13 protein-coding genes and 1 pseudogene are annotated in these 19,417 nt (G+C 69.4%); 7 read left to right on the top strand and 7 right to left on the bottom strand.

All coding sequences use genetic code 11. The features are described 5' to 3' along the window. Window positions 1–271: 271 nt before the first annotated feature. The gene (locus TF1_RS16330; protein ID WP_011291149.1) at window positions 272–442 is read left to right on the top strand and encodes a hypothetical protein; all 171 of its coding nucleotides are present in this window, start codon (window positions 272–274) and stop codon (window positions 440–442) included. Window positions 443–623: 181 nt separating this feature from the next. Here TF1_RS16330 and pglW read toward each other — a convergent pair whose 3' ends face one another. Both pglW and TF1_RS14855 read right to left on the bottom strand, forming a co-directional pair. After that, window positions 624–4,889 carry a BREX system serine/threonine kinase PglW gene (gene pglW / locus TF1_RS14860; protein WP_061783994.1) on the bottom strand — a complete coding sequence of 1,422 codons (4,266 nt, stop codon included), beginning with the start codon at window positions 4,887–4,889 and terminating at the stop codon, window positions 624–626. A gap of 256 nt (window positions 4,890–5,145) precedes the next feature. Next, window positions 5,146–6,333: a 3'-5' exonuclease gene (locus TF1_RS14855; protein ID WP_061783993.1), complete on the bottom strand. Its 1,188-nt coding sequence runs from the start codon at window positions 6,331–6,333 to the stop codon at window positions 5,146–5,148. Window positions 6,334–6,655: 322 nt separating this feature from the next. Here TF1_RS14855 and TF1_RS16025 point away from each other — a divergent pair, with 322 nt between their 5' ends. From TF1_RS16025 to TF1_RS14845, 3 genes are all read left to right on the top strand, one after another. Beyond that, entirely contained in the window at window positions 6,656–6,937 is a 282-nt protein-coding gene (locus tag TF1_RS16025) for a hypothetical protein (protein ID WP_082797727.1), read from the top strand. 89 nt (window positions 6,938–7,026) lie between these two features. Beyond that, window positions 7,027–7,947, top strand: coding sequence for a helix-turn-helix transcriptional regulator (locus tag TF1_RS14850; protein ID WP_011291146.1), 921 nt, complete (start codon window positions 7,027–7,029; stop codon window positions 7,945–7,947). Between the two features lie 247 nt (window positions 7,948–8,194). Further along, a complete protein-coding gene (locus TF1_RS14845; protein WP_011291145.1) occupies window positions 8,195–8,941 on the top strand; it encodes a hypothetical protein in 747 nt (248 codons plus the stop codon). A gap of 252 nt (window positions 8,942–9,193) precedes the next feature. Here TF1_RS14845 and TF1_RS14840 read toward each other — a convergent pair whose 3' ends face one another. Further along, window positions 9,194–9,619 carry an OsmC family protein gene (locus TF1_RS14840; RefSeq protein WP_011291144.1) on the bottom strand — a complete coding sequence of 142 codons (426 nt, stop codon included), beginning with the start codon at window positions 9,617–9,619 and terminating at the stop codon, window positions 9,194–9,196. Window positions 9,620–10,024: 405 nt separating this feature from the next. On the opposite strand from TF1_RS14840, the gene pfkB reads away from it, so the two are divergent. Together pfkB and TF1_RS14830 are read left to right on the top strand one after the other, a co-directional pair. Next, window positions 10,025–11,011, top strand: coding sequence for a 1-phosphofructokinase (gene pfkB / locus TF1_RS14835; protein WP_016188294.1), 987 nt, complete (start codon window positions 10,025–10,027; stop codon window positions 11,009–11,011). Between the two features lie 186 nt (window positions 11,012–11,197). Continuing rightward, complete coding sequence (locus TF1_RS14830) at window positions 11,198–11,665, top strand: hypothetical protein (protein WP_011291142.1); 468 nt, start codon at window positions 11,198–11,200, stop codon at window positions 11,663–11,665. 9 nt (window positions 11,666–11,674) lie between these two features. Here the strand turns inward: TF1_RS14830 and TF1_RS14825 are convergent, their stop codons facing one another. The 4 genes from TF1_RS14825 to TF1_RS14810 form a co-directional block, all read right to left on the bottom strand. Further along, entirely contained in the window at window positions 11,675–12,553 is an 879-nt protein-coding gene (locus TF1_RS14825; RefSeq protein ID WP_011291141.1) for an Fpg/Nei family DNA glycosylase, read from the bottom strand. A gap of 110 nt (window positions 12,554–12,663) precedes the next feature. Then, window positions 12,664–15,468: a DEAD/DEAH box helicase gene (locus tag TF1_RS14820; protein WP_011291140.1), complete on the bottom strand. Its 2,805-nt coding sequence runs from the start codon at window positions 15,466–15,468 to the stop codon at window positions 12,664–12,666. 844 nt (window positions 15,469–16,312) lie between these two features. Then, window positions 16,313–17,407 carry a hypothetical protein gene (locus tag TF1_RS14815; protein WP_061783992.1) on the bottom strand — a complete coding sequence of 365 codons (1,095 nt, stop codon included), beginning with the start codon at window positions 17,405–17,407 and terminating at the stop codon, window positions 16,313–16,315. 201 nt (window positions 17,408–17,608) lie between these two features. Continuing rightward, on the bottom strand, window positions 17,609–19,069 hold the full coding sequence (locus TF1_RS14810) for a PucR family transcriptional regulator (protein ID WP_011291138.1): 1,461 nt from the start codon (window positions 19,067–19,069) through the stop codon (window positions 17,609–17,611). A 173-nt stretch (window positions 19,070–19,242) separates the two neighbouring features. Between TF1_RS14810 and TF1_RS16565 the strand changes: the two are divergent. After that, a pseudogene (locus TF1_RS16565) lies at window positions 19,243–19,417 on the top strand (4-aminobutyrate--2-oxoglutarate transaminase); the annotation flags it as partial.

The following is a 19,417-nucleotide window of genomic DNA, read 5'->3' as shown; positions in this document are numbered from 1 at the left end:
ACTAGAAGATCAGTTAAGAACGATCTGCGATGGGAGGATGGCGCTTCCTCCCCAGGGCTGAAGCCCGGGGTCTCCGCGCCAGAAGAACGATGAAAACTGCTGTGCTTCCCGCCGAAGCACCAAATCCGCTCCCCCAAACCAGGCCACGCCACACCCAGCCGCTCACCCGCGCCGCGAGCCCGCTGCTCCCACGCATCGCGAACCGGAGCTGAACGTTGACCCGCCCGCGCTGATCCGCCCCTACCTGATCGCTTTCGAAAGGAGCCACACCGTGATCGCCCCGGAGATCGACCTGATATACGACCGCATGGTCGAGCGCCTGCGCGATCACCTGGCGGACCCGCCGGAGCTCCGGGAGGCGTGCATAGCGTTGGACAACCACTTGAAGGGCCGCGCCCAGCTCCCCTCCCCGTGGGCCTCGGCACGCAGCACACCGCGCTAGACCAGCCTCTCCCCACGCCCAGCCGGCACACCGGTGGGCATCCTGCTTACAGGGTGGTGCGCGGACAGCCGCTCCAACACCGTGGAACTCCGCGTACCGTGCTTCCCCCCGCGTTTCGGAGACAGGGAAAAGGCCACCGGCTGCATCCGGTGGCCTCCCCCATGCCAGGGTGCGTCCGCTGTCACCCCACCAAAACCGGTTCTTCTGCGCCGAAACCGCGGGGCAGCCGCAACTGTTCCGCATCCGTGATCGCGCCCGCCGGTTCGTCGTCGAGCCGGGCCGGACGGTACGGGTTGCCCATCGGGCACAGCAGCCACAGGCCGTACGGGGCGGTGCCGCTCTCCCGGGCCTGCTGGGCTAGCGTGCGCAGCAAGTCTCGGCCTGCCGGGTAGCGGGCCAGCGGGGTCGCCCCGTACACGAACACAGGCCGGTCCTGTCCCGCGGCGCGGATCCGGTCGCCGAGAATCATGCACGCCTCGGCAACCATGTTCCCGAACTCGGGCGGGCCGCCGGGCACGTCAGCGGCGACCACCACATCCCATGGCGGGCCGCCGTACTGGTTGATCATCTCGGTGACGACCCGCACGAACTCCGCAGACGCGTCGAACGCCGCCACATCCGGCCGGGAAGCCAACAGCTCTGCCACCCGTTCGGCCTCTGACATCCACGTCTTCACGGCAAGGTAGCCGCCGCGGGCCACCGCCTGGTCGAGGCGGCGGCGGGCACTCTCATGCTCGCTCGGCGGCTCGTATCCGCCGCCCGCACTGATCGCCGAATAGGTGATGGACCTGGTGATCGCGGTGCGTGGCAGATACCAGTACTCGGTGCCGTCCGAGGCCGTCCGGGACTCCAGGTTGGGGAAGTCTTCGCGCAGCTGCCGACGGATCACGTGCACGCCAGGCGGGTCCATGTGCGGGAAACGGGCCCGCACCCGGTCGACGATCTGCTGCGGGGTGATGCCGGGCTCGCCGAGATAGCTGGCGACCTGGACGATGTCCAGCACCCGTTTCAGGCTCAACGACCGCGGATACAACTCCAGGCGCGCGGTGGCCTGCGCGTTCTCCGAGGCTGCCGCGGCCAGCGTCACCAAGTCCACGTCGGACAGCGGGGCCATGCCCGGTTTGGTGGGCACCCCGCGCAGCCGCTGCCGCACCTCGGCGGGGGAAGGCAGCGGCGCGTCATCGTCGAACCGGACAATCCGGTCGGCTTCCCGACCCAAGGCCGCCGCATAGTCGAGCAGGTCGGCCTCGACGGGAACGGTCGGGTCGTTCTCGATGACCTGGGCGACCAGCACCTTCGGGGTGTCGCTGTGCGTGTAGAGGCGGCGCAGCACAAACACGGGCGACTCTTTTTGCTTTCGCTCTTCGCATTCGGTCACCACGCGGATCGCGGCCAGCGCATACGCTTTCCGGGTCTCCGGGATTTCTGCGCTCGTCCCCCGTTTACTCAGCAGCTCGTCCGCGATCTGCCGCACCTCGCGGACCCGGCCGTGGCGTTCCAGGATCTCCACGATGTCGTCGCGGACCGCGGCACGCAGCTGGGAAGGAGTGTTCTTCACCCAGTACTGGCGGGCCTCCGCCAAATGCCGGGACACGGTGGCCTGCTGCAAGCCGAGCCGCTTGGCCACCTCTTTCTGGGTGCGCCACACCGGTTCGGCGAGAGCGTCCTCGGGGAGGCCAAGCAGCTCCCGGACAGTGCGCACCCAGTCGCGGTTCCGTTCCGTGGTCTTCGGCAGGAACTGGCGAATGATCTTGTCGAGGCTCGCGTTCTCGAGAGCGAGCTCCTTCTCTTCCTCGCTGGCGCCGTCCACGGACAGTTTGGCGCTGACCTTCGGCAGCGGTTCGGCGTGCGCCAGCTTCCTGCGCCACCGGTTGGCTTGGCGGGCCAGTTCGTTGCGGGCCCGCAGCGGCACGCCGCGCAGGCGGCGGATCTCCGCAACCGGTTTCTTCAACAGGTCGCCGACGGTTTCACAGCGCAGCAGGCGGGTTGCGGCGTCCAGCGCGTCCGGGCTCAGCCCGGCCACGACCAGCGGCGTGTCCGCGGTGGCGTTCTCTGCGTTGCGCCGCCGCGTGGCCTCGTCGTCCACCTCAGCCAGCTCCAGGCTGTCCGGGGTGGTGACCGGGGAGGCTTCGATGTTCTGGAACGCCTGCTCCCACGCTTCGCGCATGTCGGCGAGCGTGGCGAACCGCTGCTCGGGTCTGCGGTGCAGGGCACGCCGGAAGAACTCGGTGAGTGAGGCGCGCACCTGGTCGGGGAAGTCCTCTTCGCTGAGCCGCGGGTATTCGACACTGTCCGGCAGCAGGTGGGGTTCGACCCCCTCCTCGTTCCACACCGGCAGGTCGCCGGACGCCATCTCGTGCAAGGTCACGGCGATGGCGTAGCGTTCCGCGGCGCTGTCGTAGCTGCGGTTGCCTTCTGCGAGGAACGGGTCCAGGTATCCGGGGGTGCCGGCCTGGGTTTCCCGGGTGCTGGTGCCCGCGAGAGAGAAGTCGAACAGCACCAGTTCGCGGCTCTTCTTGGTGCGTTCCCGCACGCCCAGGTTGGCGGGTTTGATGTCGCGGTGGAAAACCTTCTGGTCTTCCAAATAGTCGGCGATCTCGAACAGGTCGATGCCGAATCGGCGCAGCTCCTCGATACCGAGGTTGCCTTCCTGGCGCAGGTAGTCGGCGAGCGTGACCTCCCCGGCCAGTTCCAGTTGCAGCACGGTGTGCTCGCCGATCGTCATGACCGGGTCGTCGCCGATCACCGCGACAATACGGCGGTCGCGGAGCCTGCGGAGCTGTTCCGCTTCCCGGCGGAGCTTGGCGGCGGCACTGTCGTTCACCGCCACTTTGAAAACCCGCTGTTCGCCGTTGCGGGACACGAGCAGGGCGCGGGACGTGGCGCCCTTGCCGAGGACGCTCTCCACCTTCCAGCCGTCGATGATCTCCTGGCCTTTGGTGGCCTCCAACGGGCTGGTGACGACCTCGGGCCGGGTGAGCAGCTCCTCGATTTCTTCGAGACGGCGCAGGAACTCGCGGGGGGATGAGGTGCGTTCGGTGGGGATGAGCCGGGTCGCTTCCCGCACCAGGGTGTCCATCAGCGGGTGGATGTCGTCGCTCACCGCGGCAGGGGAGAGTTCGCCGTGCTCCCGGATGTGTTCGTTGAACTCTCGGCGGTCGTTGCCCGGCGGCTGCCCTGTCAGGATGAGGAAGGTGAGCGCCCCCAGGCCGAACATGTCCAAGGCACGCGGGTCGCTGTTGGGAGCGTTGACTTCGGGGGCGAGGTAGGCCTGGGCGGCGGCCTCAATGTGTTCGACGAGGGCGTGCACCGTGGTCTGCCCGACGTGCTGGGTGTGTCCGAGGCTGCCGATCCCCTGCCGGGCCGCGGTCTGCCAGTCGGCGATCCGCAGCCGCGGATAGTGGCCGTCGAGTTCCACCCAGACGCTGCGGGCCGCGAGCGCCCGGTGGAACAGCCGGTTGCGGTGGGCGTGGTTGACTGCTTCGGCGAGCTGGCGGACCATCTCCACGCGGGTGTAGACGTCGAGGTCGGCGCCTTTCTCCTGCATGAAGTGGTCGAGACGCTGCCAGCTTTCGCGGTGTTCGAACACGACCGCGGGACGGTAGCCCTCGACTTCGACGAAGTCTTCGGCTTTGACTATGCCTTCGTGGGCGACCCCGACCAGGGAGCGGTATTCGCGTTCCGCGGCTCGCAGCACTGATTTCTTCGTCTGCTCGTCGGCGTCCGGACGGTAGTGGTAGATCCGCACCCGGGAGTGCTTGTTGGTGATAACCGTGTGCTTGCCCAGGTAGTCGGTCCACGTGGGTCCGCTGTCGAACGCCCGGCGCTGGAGAGTGTAGGAGCCGGCCGTCAGGTCGCGGCGGATCGCTTTCGCCCCGATCGTTTCCATGAGCCGGGTGATGGAGCGGAAGAACACGGGGTCGGGGCTGCGGTGGGTCCGCCGGTTCAGCAGGCCGCTCCAAATCCCGGGCAGCCCGGTCTGCTTGTCCAGTCCTTCGCGGCCGTAGACGTGCTGCCGCTGGATTTCGTCGAAGTCGCAGCGCAGGTCGGGGGCGGAGAGGAAGACGGCGGGGGTGAAGTACGGCGACCGGTAGTCGCGGATGCCGAGCTTTTTAGCGGCCCACTCCAGTTGGCTTTTGAGCTCTTTGGCTTTCTTGTCGGTGAGGTAGAGCGGGTTGTCGATGGTGCGGACCCGGTCCCCGTAGAACGTCCACGTGCTGCCGCGGTTGATGGCCCGTCCCGGCTGGCTTTTGATTTCGACGAGGAACGCCCCGGCTGGGGTGACGATGAACAGGTCGCATTCGCGGATCTGCCCGGACGCGGCGGTGAACGAGAAGCACTGCCAGGCCCGGTAGGGGTCGCGCTGCGGCATGAGCGCTTTGATGTGTTCGAGAGCTTCCTGCTCCCATGGATGTTCGGAGCGTTCCCCCCACCACCGGTCGGTCATCGACGCCCTTCCCTGATACGGACCCAGTTATTGGCGAAGGATAGCGACCTGCACAGACGGTTTCCCAGACGAAGCGGACAACCGGGAAGAGAAGTGGGCAGGCACCTCGGGGTCGTCCACAGCCTGGGGGCAACGGCCGTCGTGTCGTGCTGTGCGGCCGCATGCGTGCCGGGGACTGCGGCAAAGCCCTCGGTGCCCTGCCGCGCACAGTGGGGCGGGGCAGGGGTGCGGTGCGTCCCGCGCCGGGCGGGTGCGGTTACACCGACCACACCATGACCTGCCAGACCACGGCCAGCACGACGAGAACGGCCACGAACAGGGCGGTTGCCGTCCCCCGCCGCGGTTTCGCCTCTTTTTTGCGGACGGCGGCTTCCGGCGCTTCGATGACCAAGTCCTCGGGGATGTCCCCGTGCAGGTCGGTGTAGCGGGCGCGGTACTCCTCCGGGGTGAGTTCGCGCAGCCGCCACAGGTCGCGCGTCTCCGGCACCGTGATCCCGCTCGGCCCGCTGCCGGGTGATGCCGCGACCGGGCTGGCGGGGATGCCCGCGGCCGCTCCGGCATGCTGGGGGACCAGGTGGCGGAGCTCCTGGTGGACTTCGCGGGCGGTGTGCTGGGTGAGCCCGGCGCGGGCCGCCAGCATCGCTAAATGTTCCGCGTCTTCCGCGGTGACCGTGCCTTGAGCGGCATACCGTTCCACGGCCATGCGGTAGTTGGCGAGCCCGTCGGCGCGGGACGGCGGCGCGTCCTGCATGGCGGGAAGGCGGTCCACGAGCAGGTCCACGTGGTCGAGGGTGCCGCGGCGCGGAGTTGCGGCGCGCGGCGCGATGTCGCCCCCGCATGCCAGCATCGGCGGCACCGCGGACACGGGTCCTTCCCAGCCGAGCGGTTCCGGGGCGGTGTCGACGAGTCTCGCCACCATGGCGGCGAGCAGGCGGGCGTCCTCGAGGGCGTAGCGTTCCGCGATCGGCCACTGGCCGGTCAAGGCCCGGCACAGCGAGTCGAACCGGTAGTCGGCGTGTTCCAGGTGGGTGCGGCACGTCTGCAGTGCGCACAGGCCGGGGAGCCCGGTGACGGGGATGCCGAGCAGGTCGAACTCGGCGGCGAGGAATTTGTCGATGGCGGGCAGGTCGTAGCCGACGACGACCGCGTCGTTGAGGTAGCGGACCAGGTCCCCGGCGATCTGCTCGAATCCGGGCACGCCCGCCATCCAGGCGTCGGTGATGCCGTGGAGTTCCGTGTTTCCCAGCGGCGTTCCCGGGTTGACGAGGGTGGCGTATTCGTCGAGCACGGTGCCGTCGCCGCGCATCCGCACCACGGCCACCTCGCACAGTCGTGCTCCCCACGTCACGTCCAAGCCGGTGGTCTGCACGGCGAGGCAGGCGAAAACCAGTGTGCGGGGATCCGTTCCTCCGTCCCTGGTGAGACGGCCGTAGTGGAAAACCATAGAAAACCTCCGGGGAATGGCCTGCCCCGAGGATCGTACGCCTTTCTCCCCCTTAATGAGAGCGAAAACGGAATTTTCGGGTCATTGCCATGTGTCGGCGGGAATGGTGGGGTTCGGAGCCATTCAGCGGTGTCACCCCAGGTCGTTAGAGGTATGCGGGGCCGGTTTGCCGGGTACGGCCGCTAGGTGCGGCTCTAGGGGGTTTCTCCTGGAATACTGGGTTTCCCCGTACTCTGTCCGTGGCCGAGATGTTTCACGGGGAACTGCACCGGTGCGGCGCCCGCTGGGCCGCACCCCCTTCGACAGGTCGGGAGTCCCACAGGTGACCGGTAAGGAGCTCAGCCCCTCCGCGCACCAGAAGAGCGAGGTCCGCAACGTGCTGCGTGCCCTGGTGGCGGACGGGTGGACGCTCCGCGGGGAAGGTCACTGGGGGCGGTTGCACTGCCCGTGCGGGTGTTCCGCTATCCAAGTGCCGGGCACGCCCCGCAATCCGGGTCAGGCGGCCCGGCGCATCCTGCGGGAGGCGCGGCGCTGCCCGCTGCCGCAGGACGATCCGCGTCGGCTCCGGTCCCGGTCGGACAGCTCCCCCACCTCGTCGCGTTGACGTTTGTCAACAGCGATGCGAGACTGGACCATGGCTGGGCGCCTGCCTTCCCCCGCCCGTTGCGCCCACCCTTCGGAAAGGGACCGCTGTTGCCCGACTACGAATTCATTTTCGTGGTCGACGGGATCACTCTCGACGACCACGCCGCCGTCAACGCTCTCACTGACGAACTCGACGCCGTGCTGTCCTGCTCGCACGGCGTGCACCGCATGACGGTGTCGGGCAGCGGGCCCGACGCGGTGACTGCGGCCGGGTCCGTAGTGGCGCGGGCGCGCGCCCTTGTGCCCGGCATGCGGATCCTGCGGCTCGACCCCGACCTGGTCGGCGTGTCCGACATCGCGGAACGCACCGGCCGCAGCAGGCAGAACGTCACCCAGTGGATCCACGGGCAGCGCCGCGACGGTGTCCCCTTCCCCGCCCCGGAAGGCACGGTCGGCCGGTCCCTGGTGTGGCTGTGGTCAGACGTCAACGCCTGGCTGCGCGGTATCGGCTTGGACGACGGGGAGGACCGGCCCACGCGGGACGAGGCCACCGAGATCAACTGGCTGCTCCGGCACGGGGTGCCGCCGGTACACGTCAACGTCGACGTGGACTTCGATGTGCTGCCTGGGCGGGAGGACACGCAGCGCATCGCCGCGCTCCTGGTGGAGCACGCCCGCATGACTCCCCGGTTCATCGAATACCTGCTGCGGCATCCCCAGGTGCGGGATGCCCGCGGCCGCTCCACGGTCGTGGTGTGCTCGCCGGAGCACCTGGCCGCGGACGTGTTCGCCCGGTTGCGCGCCTATGGGCGTCCCGTCGTGGTCGCCACTATCACCACGGGGGTGTTCGCCCAGGTGATCAGTGCGTCCCGGCGTCCCGGCAGCACGCCGGTGGAGCTGCCGCCGGGGGCGACGGTGCGGGACTGGATCGGCCTCATCGCCTTGTACCCGGACCGGGAGTTCTCTGTCGGCTCCGACGACCTGGGTGCGATCGGGGAAAGCGACCCGCTGGAATTCGCGTCGCGGTGACCGTTCCGCTGCTCGTCGGCCGCACCACTGGCACGAGCTTGCTTTCCCGGTGTTTTTCTGCGCGTTTCCGGTAATGGCGTTCCCCACCACCCCCATTTACTGTGATGTACATCACTCTTTGGGGCTGGTGTGACCGGTGAGGTTCCCGGTTCCCCGTTCCCGCAGAGGAATGCGGCAGGGGTGGCCGATAATGGTCCGACGGTTAACGTTCTGCCCGACAACGCACGGAATGGGATTTCAGACGTCAATGGACCCGGACGCGACTCAGGTACTGACCTGGACCGGAGAATTCGCCAGCCCCGAAGCCCCTCTCCCGCAGTGGGAAGCCGACGTCCGCGGCCAACTCCACGCAGCGTTGGAGCGGTTCACCGGGCCCTTGCAGGACCTCATCGACCGGGACGCCAACGAAGGCGACACCCGGCTGCTGGTCACCGACTTCTTCAGCGACGGGCTGGGCTACAACAAGTACGACGAGGTCACCACCGAATACCGCACCAAGAACGAGTCCGTCGACTACGGGCTGAAGGTGGGGGACGACGTCTTCGCCCTCGTCGAAGTGAAACGCTGCGGCCAAGACCTCAACGCGCGCAGCCTGCGCCCCGCCCGGCTCAGCGCTGCGGAGGAAGGCGTCCAATGGCTGGTGCTCACCAACGGCCGCAACTGGGAGGTCTACTACGCGGAGACCGCTGAGGACTCCCCCATGCGGATCCTCGAGGTGGACCTGCTCGGCGACGCCGACCCCAAGGCCAAAGTGGACGCGCTGTTCCACATCAGCCGCGCCGGAGTGGTGAGCGGACGGCTGGACACGCTGCTCAAATGGCGGAAGGCGCTGCTGGGTGCGCCGCTCGCCGAGGCGCTGCAGAGCCCGACCGTGCTCGAAGCGATCCGCGCTGAGGTGCGGAACCGCACTGAGCACGTCGGCCACCTGGGGGACTTGGACGACGTGCTGCACGCTCTCCGCAAAGAAGTCATCCCGCCCCGGCTGTTGAACTGACCCCGCTGCCCGCGATTCCGGGCAGGGCGTCGACACGGCTCCGGTCGGCAGCGCGGGCAGGCGCTGCCAGCCGGAGCCGGTATCCATCCCGTGTGTGCGGCGGCAGCGCCGCTTTTTTCGTGCCCGCGGCCGGAATGCCGTGCCGCGCCAGCCCGGCTGCGGGGGCAGTACCGGGCCGAGACACCTAGCCTGAAACGCTGCGGCTGCGTTGCGGGACGGGCAAGGACCACCCGCCCCGCAACGGGAAGCGGGTTACTTCAAGGCCGCGTCCAAGGTGATGGGAGTGGCCGCCAGCGCCTTGCTCACCGGGCAGTTCTCCTTGGCGCCCTCGGCCGCCTTGACGAAGTCGTCGGCGGAAATCCCCGGGACCTCGCCGCGGACCACGATGTGGATGCCCTTGATGCCCTCACCCGGCTGGAAGGTGACCTGGGCTTCGGTGTGCAGCGACTTCGCCGGGGTGCCCGCCTTGGCCAGGGCGTTGCTCAACGCCATGGAGAAGCAGGACGAGTGGGCGGCCGCGATCAGCTCCTCGGGGCTGGTGAGGCCGCCGTGCTCCTCGGCACGGGCCTTCCAGGTGACCTTCTGCTGGGGCAGGTTGGACGAGTCGAAGAAGACCGTTCCGCTGCCCTCGAACAGGGTCCCCTCCCACACGGTGTGGGCGTGAGAGACGAGCGCCATGGCAGACTCCTGAATCTCTGTTGTCGTATTCCAACGTGGCTGTTCGACCGGGGGCGCGGTACTCCCGGCCCGGCGCACCCGCGGATGCACCGGAAACGATCATTCCTGATCCTCTGGGGATTGCGGTACGGCAGGGGCCTAGAACACCCCCGCACTTTCGCGCGCACACCGGTAACAGTACGGTGACGGTACGCAACCCCGGGCGCGCCTCTACCCTGCCGCGCCCCTGTTGACGCACCCCTGCAGCAGGAAAAGGGGGGACGGCACCGACCGTTCATCCCCGCTCCCAGATTGGTTTAGACCTTTTTGTCTACGATGAGAGCGCTCCCAGGTGTGAGGAGCACGCGACTCCCGGGCGAGAGCGGCGTCCGGGATCGACCACCGCCGACCCTGAAGAGAGGGCGCATGATCCTCACAGTTACTCCCAATCCCAGTGTCGACCGCACCCTGGAGATTGACACCTACGTGCGCGGTGCGGTCATTCGCATCCACAACGCGATGGCGCACGCCGGAGGCAAAGGCGTCAACGTCTCCCGTGCCCTGCGCAACCACGGTGTCCAGACGGTTGCCGTGCTTCCCGTCGGCGGTGCGGAAGGAGCCCAGCTCACCGCCCTGCTCGGCGAGCACGGTATCGCCGCGGTGACTGTTCCCGTTGCCGCGGTCACCCGGTGCAACATCACCACCGCGGAAGCCGACGGCACCACCACCCAGCTCAACGTGCCCGGCGCATCGCTGAGCGAAGCCGAAGTCGCGGCCCTGCTGCGTGCCGTCGAATCCCAGTTGCGGCACCACCCCAAGTGGCTCGTGGCGGGCGGCAGCCTGCCGCAAGGCACCCCCACCGACTTCTATGTGCGGCTGTCCGTGCTGGCCCGCCGCTACGGGGTGCCGATCGCCGTGGACACCTCCGGGGAGCCGCTCGCCGTGACTGCGCGGGCCGGGGCAGCCAACCTGCTCAAACCCAACCACCACGAGCTCGCGGAACTCCTCGACCGGGAACTCACCACCCTCGGCGACGTGGTGGACGCCACCCGGGAAGTGCTGTCCTGGGGCAACGACGCGGCCCTCGTCACCCTGGGCAGCTACGGGGCGCTGCTCGTGGAACCGGACCGCTTCTGGTGGGCGGGCGGACCGCCGATCGTGCCGCGCAGCACCGTGGGCGCGGGCGACAGCACGCTCGCGGGCTTCCTGTTCGACGACGGTGCCCCGGAAGAACGGCTGCGGCGCGCCGTGTCGTGGGGCAGCGCAGCAGTGGCCCTGCCCGGCACCACCATCCCCGGTCCCGCGGACATAAACGACGAAGGGGTCGTGGTCGTCCCCGAACCCGACCTGTCCCTGCCCATCACCGACCTGCCCGCGAAACTCGGCTCGGAAGCCGCGCGCAGCAGGCCATGAACAGCCGTGGGCCGCGCCGTGGCCGCCGTCCCCCGTTGCGGGGAGCGGCGGCCCGGGACCGGCCCCGCGGGCCCCAGTACGGCAGCGGGCGGCACGCGCAACGCCCGGGCGGAAGCCAGGAATAATGAGCGTCTGACTGCCTTGTTTCGCCCCTGGTGGCACGGCTTTCGAAGGAGGGGCACAGCGGTGGATGTCCGTACCCTGGCAGCCCGCATCCGCAACTCAAGCTACGGTCCGGCCAGCCCGGAAGCGGTGAAACGGCAAACCGTGGCGATCGCCCAACGGCTGACCCGGTACGCGGCAGAGTTCGGCTACAACCCGGCCGCATTGGAACCGGAGCAGGCCGACGCGTTATCCGAGGTCTACCTCGCGGAACGGGACGTGCCCGTGGTGGAGGCCGACCACATCCGCGAACTGTACGAGGCACACGACATGGATGCGATCCCGTACAACGACGACATCGCGGTGCTGGCGATCGACCCGGACGTGTGGGACGACTACGCGGTGATGAGCGCGGGCGAAGCCCTCGTCAAAGGCATGCGCACCGTCTACCACGCGCGGAAGCTCGCCGAACGCCTCGCGGGCGCTGAACTCACCGACGAGCTCGCCGAAGAGATCGCCTGGGAAATCACCAGCGAAGTCTCCCCCTACTAAGCGGTCTGCTCACCCGGTCTGGCAGCCCGGACACCAGTAGAGGGAGCGTCCCGCCAGCTCGGCGGAGCGGATCGGGGTGCTGCAGACCCGGCACGGCTGCCCGGTCCGGTAGGCCACATAGTGGGCTTCTTCGCGGGGGATGTCCGGTCCGGGATGGGTGCGGTGCTCGGGGCGGGTGGTGATGATCCGGCCGTCGCGCACCCCGTCGCGCAGCAGGTGGACCAGGTCCGCCCACAGCGCCTCCCACTGGGGTTCCGTAAGGTCGCGGCCCGGTCGGTAGGGGTCGATGCCCGCGCGGAACAGGGACTCGGCCCGGTAGATGTTGCCTACCCCGGCGATCACGTCCTGGCGCATGAGCAGCACCGCGATCGCGGTGCGGGACCGGCGGATCTTCTGCCACGCCGCGGCCGGGTCGGCGTCCGCGCGCAGCGGGTCCGGGCCGAGCCTGGCCTGCACCGCCTGTTTGCCTGCCGGGTCGATCACCTCGCACGCGGACGGGCCGCGCAGGTCCGCCCACGCGTCCGCGCTGACCAGCCGCAGCCGCACCGCCCCGGTCGGGGGCGGCGGGACCACGAACCCGTCCGCGTCCCGCTGCAAGGCCCGTTCCGTGCCCGCTTCGGTGCGCGGCGCGCCCAGGCTGCGCTCCCCAGTGGCGTCCCCGAACGTCCACGCCCCGTACAAGCCCAAGTGCACGCGCACCCATTCGCCGGAGTCAAACCCTAAGAACAGGTGCTTGCCGTGGGCTTCCGCCTCCCCCAGCACCCGGCCGTCGATCCGCTGCGCCCCTTCCGCGAACCGCCCCTGCGGGCTGGCGGCGCGTACCCGTTGTCCCCCGAACGTCTTCGTGAAGTGGATCGCTAGTCGGTGCAGCGTGTGGCCTTCGGGCACGGTGGTGTCGCCTCCTCCACTCCTCGCAGCCACCTCACGCGATTGTGCTGGCGATTGCACCCTACTTGACCGTTGTGCGGCATCCGCGTGGTGTGCGGGGGTGGGGAGGTTCAGGCCTTGCCGAGCAGGATCTCCTTCGCCAAGTCCACGGGGTTGTGGAGGCAGCGCCACAAGGGGACGCGCAGCACGGGCAGGTCGGTGACCTCCCGCAGCCGCTGCTGCCGGTCGAGCAGGCGGCGCAGGCCGCGGCCGTCCCGGGTGCGGTCCACGAGAATCAGCATCTGCCCGAGCGGGGTGGTCACGCACAAGTCCACGCGGTAGCCGGCCACAGCCACATTCGTCTCCACTTGGGCGGCCAGGTCGCTGAGCGCGTGCAGCAGAGGGCGCGGCACTTCGCTGTCCGCGGCCTCCCCGGTGCCGGTCTCCGCGGCTTCCACGACTGCGGCGGGCACTCCGCCGCCCGCTGCCCACAGGGCGCGGTCCCCGACCACGACAAGCTGGGCGATCGTGCCGGTGAGGATGGGATGCCACCACTGGGCGGTGGCGAGGGTGCGCGCCACCGTGCGGTGCGGGGTGTTCTGGCTCAGCACGGGGGAGACCACGAGCGCGTCGCACGGCTGGGCGCCGAACGCCTGCGGGGAGTCCACGCGGATCTCCCGCGAATAGCGGCGGCGGCCGGTCAACTGCCGCAGCAGCGCGCGCTGCCCCGCGAACGGGCTGGTCACGCCGAGAGTGGCTTCGTCGGGGAGGCGGAGGTCGAGCGCGGTGAGGACCGCTGCGACCCGGTGGGCCTCCGCGCGGTTCACATACGAGCCGTCCTCGTCCGTCTCATACTCCCCGGTCACGTCGTGCCACTGCACGGGCCGGGCCGGGTCCCCGGGCAGGCTCCACGGGTCGGTAAGCACCGTGGACTTGCCGCCGTAGCAGCACCGGTCCGCGAGCGCAGCGATCGCAGGCTGGGCCCGGTCGTGCTCGTCCAGCCACAGCACCCGGCCCCCGGTTTCCGTGCGGATGCGGGCCAGCGCCTGGTAGGCGGAGACGGTTTCCGGGCCCCGCCTGCCGAGCAGGGGCGTGCTCCCGGCTGCTGCCGGGTCGCCGATGATGAGGGCGCGGCGGGCCCGGTACAGCAGCGGCAGCACTTCGCGGATGCCGCACCGTTCCGCCCGGTCCACGATCACCAGGTCGAACATGCCGGCGCGGGGCGGCAGTTCGTGGTCCTGCCCCACGGCGACCGCCCACACCGGAGTGGTGGGCTCGGGCCGTTCCGCGCCGTTGCTGCTGCGGGTGTGGCGGGCCCGGGCGTGCACGGCGAGGTAGGCGGCGCTGGACCTGCGGTGGGCTTCGAGGGCCGCGACCAGGTCCGCGTACAGCTCGTCAAGAGCGGTGGCGCGGCGGCGCGCGTCCAAAGCGGCACGCCACTCCTGTTCCACGCGGGCGATCTGGCTGATCCGGGCGAGCACGGCCGGATCGGTTCCGGCCGCCATCCGCCGCGACGCGGTCCGCTGCCGGGAGCGGAAAGGGAAGCGCTGGGAGGCCTGTTCCGCCCAGCGCAGCCACTCGCGTGGACTGGTGGTGCGGAACAAGGCCTTGGGATCCCAGCCGGCCGCGATGATCTGCCCGCGCGCTTCTGCGAGGAGAGCTAGGTCGCGTTCGATGCGAGCGATCGCATCGATAGCTGCGCGGGCCACGCACACCGCGGCCCAGTCTCGGTAGAGGGCGGTGCGCGCCTCCGTCTCCTCCTCGGCACGGGTGCGGCACTCTTGGAGGGTGCCGTGCCCCGAGCCGCGGCCGCGCACCGCTGCTGGTCCGCCCGCGACCAGGTGCGCTGTTTCCAGTTCGGTGCGGACTTCGACGGTGAACGCGTCAGCGGACGCGGTGTCGGAGGCGACGAAGAGCACGCTCTGCCCGGAGGCGACAGCGGTGTGCGCGACCGCGGTCGCCAGGGTGTGTGCGCCGTTGCCGGGCGGGGCCGCCACCACGGTGAGGCGGCGGGTCATCGCCGACTCCACGGCGCGGTGGTGGGATTCGCTGACCGGGGCGGCGCTGATCGGGATCGCGGGGTCCCCTCTTCTCCCCGGTTCGGGGACGTGGGCGAGGCTGGCGAGCGCGGTGTCGCCGAACCGGGCCACGTCCAAGCCTTCGACCACGGCCAGGTCGGTCAGCAGCGACCGCGGGTCGGGGTGCTGGCCGTTGGCGTGGGGTTGTTGCCTCGGGGTGGGCGGGCCGCCGGGCTGGCGGGCCAGTGGCACGGGGGGTGCGTCGGTGATGAGCACGGGCCGGGCGTCCCCGCTCGTCGCCCGGTTCAGGTATTCACTCAGGTCTCCGGTGTCGATCCAGCCGTCGCCGTCCCGGTCGGGTGCGGCCCCGCGCAGGGCGCGGGCCACGTGCAGGCTGAGCGGTGTGGCCGTGGGATAGCCGACTCCTGGGGCGGCGAGCACGGTGCAGCCTTCGCGGGGGAATGCTCGCCGCAGGTCGAGTTGGGGGACTGTCGCGGTGAAACCGTCCGGCCCGTCGTCGAACCAGCCACTGTAGCCGCAGTCGAGCAGGATGACTGTGCTCCGGACCGGGGCGGTCTGGATCACTTCGCTCACCGTGTCCAAGAGCACGGCCCCCGAGACGAACCGGCGTCCCCGGGCGGCGGGGAAGCACAGGCGGCCGTCGCTGTCCCGCACCACGACGCCGTGCAGCGAGAGCAGGAGCACGTCGGTGGGTTCCGCTGCCGAGAAGAAGGAGCGCAGCTCCTCCACCATGCGGGTGCGTCCCGGGTCGTCCAAGGCGCGGACTTCGTCGAACGCGATGTCGGTGAGTGCCGAGCCCAGCGCTTCCACGCCCAGCCGGATCGTGGCCTCGTACCCGGGCCTGTCGCCGTGGGCGGTGGCTGCGATGAGGAGCGCCCTGCGTGTCCGAGGCCTCATCGCCGTCCCGTTCCGTGCCCCGTCCCCGGCGTGAACGGTGGAGGAAATGTGTGGAATAACCGCACGTGACACCTCTGTTCCCACTGACCGACCAAAACCGGACTGTCAGGTGACGAATGAGTCACTCAAAGCGACTTATCGCATTCTCGCGATCGATAGTCCCATGTGTGGTACGTATGCGAAAAATATCCGGACGGATTCTCCGAACCGGGGTGTACCACCACGCGTGCACAACGGTAATCCCGGGTAGGGAGCATTCGCGCCGCCTGGGCCAGAGTCATCTCATACCGTGTTCCGATTCTGGGTGTGTCCGACACCGTACCGTGTCTCCGCTCCTGGGTGTGCCAGTGTGCGGTGTGCTGCTTTTGATTCTCGCCTCTCCGCGGGCTTTCACGGTACTCCCCGACACAGGGGTGATTTCCTTATTTCTGGATCGTCTTTCCTGGTCAGATCGGGTCTGACCGTGTTCAGGAAGGTGTGCGCTGCGGTTTGTGCTCCACATCCACTGCCCGTCAGATTTTCCAGTATTACCGGTATGCCGCTTTGACGAATTTACCTCATGACAGGAATGCACGGTATGCCGTTTTTATTCCTTCAGGAAAGACGTGGACTTAGCGTCCTTTACACCGGTATCGACGGGGGAATCTCTTGTGCTCCGTTGCAGGGGACACCTCAGAACAAATCGCGAACTTTCTCCCTTATTTCCCTGATGGGATTTTTGCGGGGGCACCGGTTCTCGAATTTCCGTGCCCCGCACTCCAGGAATCCCGCCACCAGCGTGCCGGACCTTCCCCCGCTCTGGGGACAGGTTTTCCGGATGATGTTCCTGCCCATGGCATCCGGTTTACTCGCCCCGCGGGTGCGGCTGCGCCGCATCGGCACCGTCCTCCACCGGCGGGGCCGGCCACGGGATCTCCTTCTCCTGGCGGACCGGGATCATGAGCAGTGCCCCCACCCCCAGCACGATGAGAAAAGGCAGCGCATACAGCAGGACGTCGATAAGGCGTTCGACGGCACTGTTCCCCTCCGACGCGTCCTCCAGCCGCGCCGCCAGCGCGGTGAGCGTGGCCGTGGCACTGTCGCTGTCCCGGGCCCCCGTCACGATCTGGGACAGGCTGCCCTGGTCCAGTTGGGACCGCAGCCCCACCGCCGTGCTGCTCGCCGACCCCGCGGTCACCCGCCCGTTCTCGTCCACCAGGTAGACCACGGCAGGCACATCCCGCTGCCCCTGCACCAGCTCCGCGATATTGCCCGCCCCGCGACGCACCACCCCACCCTCGTACTCGACCGCGTCCCGGGGCAGGAGCGCCACCCGCACCGGCTCCGGCAGTCCAGCGAACCGCTGCGCCAGGTCGCGAACCCGCTGGTCGGTGAGATCCGTGGACAGTCCCGGGGACACGTACAGCGACGTCTCCGCGAGCTGCTGCGCGGCCGTAGACAGCACCTCCCCCCGCAGGATCACCGCCACGGCTGCCACGTGGACGAGCAGGTCGTCGGGGGCGACCCGGCGGCTCGGCCCCGCCAAAGTCCGCTTGGTCCGCGGGACTTCCGCACCCGTCACCACATCGGCGCGGAACGCGTCCCCCTGCCAGGTGTAGAGGGCCACCGGCTGCCGTCCCTGCGCCACGTGAAGCTGGGAGGCAAGTTCGGGCGGAGGGGTCTGCGGCTGGAGGACCACCGCCACCCGCGCCGCGGTCTCCTCCCCCAACGCCTCCGCCACAGCTTCCGCAGTGACCTCGGGAAACATGGCGGTGATCCGGTGGTGGACGTACACATCCGACTGCTCCCAGGCACTGCGGACCTCCTCAAGGCAGGAACAGTCGCCACCACCGGACAACGGCACCGCCGGGACCGCTGCCGCCCCCGCCGGGGCGCCCGCCAGCAGCACCGCCAGTAGGCCCACCCCTGCCGTCACTGCCCGTAGCGCACGCCTGACCATCGTTCCCCTGGCTTCGGCTCCTCGCGTCCCCACCCACAGCCCTGGGGTGGCCTCGCACCCGCGCCCCGAATCCGACATTCCGCCATCGGGGTCGAAACACCACCCCAACACGAGGCCACCCGCCTGTTCCTGAAGAACCCGCTAGTTTCGGCACAGGATGCGGCAAAAGATCCACCAACCGGCGGGGCGCACCGAACCGGCCTAGTCCCGTTCCGTCATCCGCAGCGCCAGCCACAGCTCTGCCCGGTAGTCGGGGTCGTCCAAATCCCCAGGAAGCAGTTCGCGGATCCGCGCGATCCGGTAGCGCAGCGTGTGCCGGTGGACCCCCAGCGACTCGGCTGCGGCATCCCACCGGCCCGATGCGGCGAGATAGGCGCGCAGTGACGCCAGCAAGTCCGCGCTAGCCCGGTGCTCGCGCAGCGGGGCGAGCAGCCGCTGGGCCATGCCTGTCCCGGCCGGGGTGTCCAACAGTCCCAGGAAACCGCCTGGCAGGTCGGTGTGGCGGACCAGGGCGGCAGCGTCGCGCTGCGCGACCTCCAAGGCCCGCTCCGCCTGGGCCAGCGCTTCGGGAAGCGCGTCGTAGCCGACCTCCTCGCTCACGCCCACCGGGCCCCCGGTGAACGCGGCCAGGCTGCCCGCCGGATCCGAGCGGGCACTGCCCAGGAACGTGAACCGGCCGTCCACCACAGCGGCCAGGCCTTCCTCGGCGCCGCGCCCCCACGACACGGCGGCCGGGCTCGGGTCTGCGGCGACGACCACCACCGGTTCGGCGGGCAGAGCCGCCCGCAACGCCTCCGCCTCCGGCCCGGTCACGGTCACCGCCCCGCGCACCAGCGCGTGCAGCAGGCCGCCGCGCAGCCGGTCGGTGACCGCGGAATCGCCGCGCTCCAATTCCAGCGACAGCAGGGAGCTGGCCGCGTTGAGCAGGGTGCGCTCCTCAGTGCCGAGTGCGCGGGGCGCCCCCACGGCCAGGAACCCGCGGACCCGTCCCGCCACGCCCAGCGGTTGGACAGTGATGTGCCGGGAATCCGCGGACAGGGAGACGCTGGCGGGTTGGCGCAGCTCCTGCAGGCGGCGCAGCTCCCCGGCGAGTCCGGCCGCATGGGACGCGGCCTGCGCGGGCCGGGCGTGCAGGGGGGAGCCGTCCGGGGCCAACAGCAGCACCCACCCTTCGGGCAGCTCCGCGCCGAGCCGGTCCACCACCGCTTCTGCGCCCTGCAGAGCGGCCCGCGTCAACTGGCGCTGCGCGGCGAACGCCTTCGTCAGCCCTTCGTACTCTTCCCGCGCCAGCATGCGGGAGACCTCTTTGCCGATGGCGATGAACGGGGTGGGGCGGGGCACCGCGATCAGCGGCAGCCCGTATTCGGCGACCGCGTCCACCAGGGTCGACGGCACCTGCTCGTGGACCACCCCGATTCCGAACCCCAGGCCCGCGACCCCGCGGTCCACGAGGCGTTGGACGTAGGCGCGGGCGTCCACCATCTCGTGCGTCCACCGCATCCCCGTGGTCAGCAGGAGCTCTCCGCCCTCCAAGTAGGGGGTGGGGTCGGTGAGTTCGCTGACCGCCACCCAGCGCACCGGGGTGTCGAGTTTGTCGGTGCCGTGGAGCAGCCGTAACTGCAGCCGGGGAGTGCGCAGGATTGCTCCGAGAGAAGGCGGCACGCTCACTCCTCGCTTGCTCCAGGCCAGGCCCACACCACGACGTTTCCGACAAAAAGTCTAAGAACCTTCCGAAAGCCTATCCATACCGGCGAGGAAATTCGGAGGTTATTCGCTTACTGTCGATCCGGTAACCACGGATCGCCAACCACACCCACGGAGGAGGGCAGGGAACCATGGCTAGCGAGCACGCGGATCTCCCCCAGGAACGTCGGCTCGTCACCGAGATCCCCGGTCCCCGGTCGCGTGCGCTGCAGGAGCGCCGGACCGCGGCCGTCGCTCAAGGAGTAGGCAGCTCCCTGCCGGTCTACGTGGTGCGGGCCAGCGGCGGCATCGTTGAAGACGTGGACG

Source organism: Thermobifida fusca NBRC 14071 = JCM 3263 (genome assembly GCF_001592045.1).
GTDB lineage: Bacteria > Actinomycetota > Actinomycetes > Streptosporangiales > Streptosporangiaceae > Thermobifida > Thermobifida fusca.
Note: the sequence above shows the minus strand (reverse complement) of the source record. Positions and strands in the feature narration are given on the sequence as shown.

What these genes read in the sequence shown, in the direction of transcription:
- TF1_RS14855 (WP_061783993.1), bottom strand. Translation starts at nt 6,333, where the DNA reads ATGGTTTTCCACTACGGCCGTCTCACCAGGGACGGAGGAACGGATCCC.
- pfkB (WP_016188294.1), top strand. Translation starts at nt 10,025, where the DNA reads ATGATCCTCACAGTTACTCCCAATCCCAGTGTCGACCGCACCCTGGAG.
- TF1_RS14845 (WP_011291145.1), top strand. Translation starts at nt 8,195, where the DNA reads ATGGACCCGGACGCGACTCAGGTACTGACCTGGACCGGAGAATTCGCC.
- TF1_RS14840 (WP_011291144.1), bottom strand. Translation starts at nt 9,619, where the DNA reads ATGGCGCTCGTCTCTCACGCCCACACCGTGTGGGAGGGGACCCTGTTC.
- TF1_RS14815 (WP_061783992.1), bottom strand. Translation starts at nt 17,407, where the DNA reads ATGGTCAGGCGTGCGCTACGGGCAGTGACGGCAGGGGTGGGCCTACTG.
- TF1_RS14820 (WP_011291140.1), bottom strand. Translation starts at nt 15,468, where the DNA reads ATGAGGCCTCGGACACGCAGGGCGCTCCTCATCGCAGCCACCGCCCAC.
- pglW (WP_061783994.1), bottom strand. Translation starts at nt 4,889, where the DNA reads ATGACCGACCGGTGGTGGGGGGAACGCTCCGAACATCCATGGGAGCAG.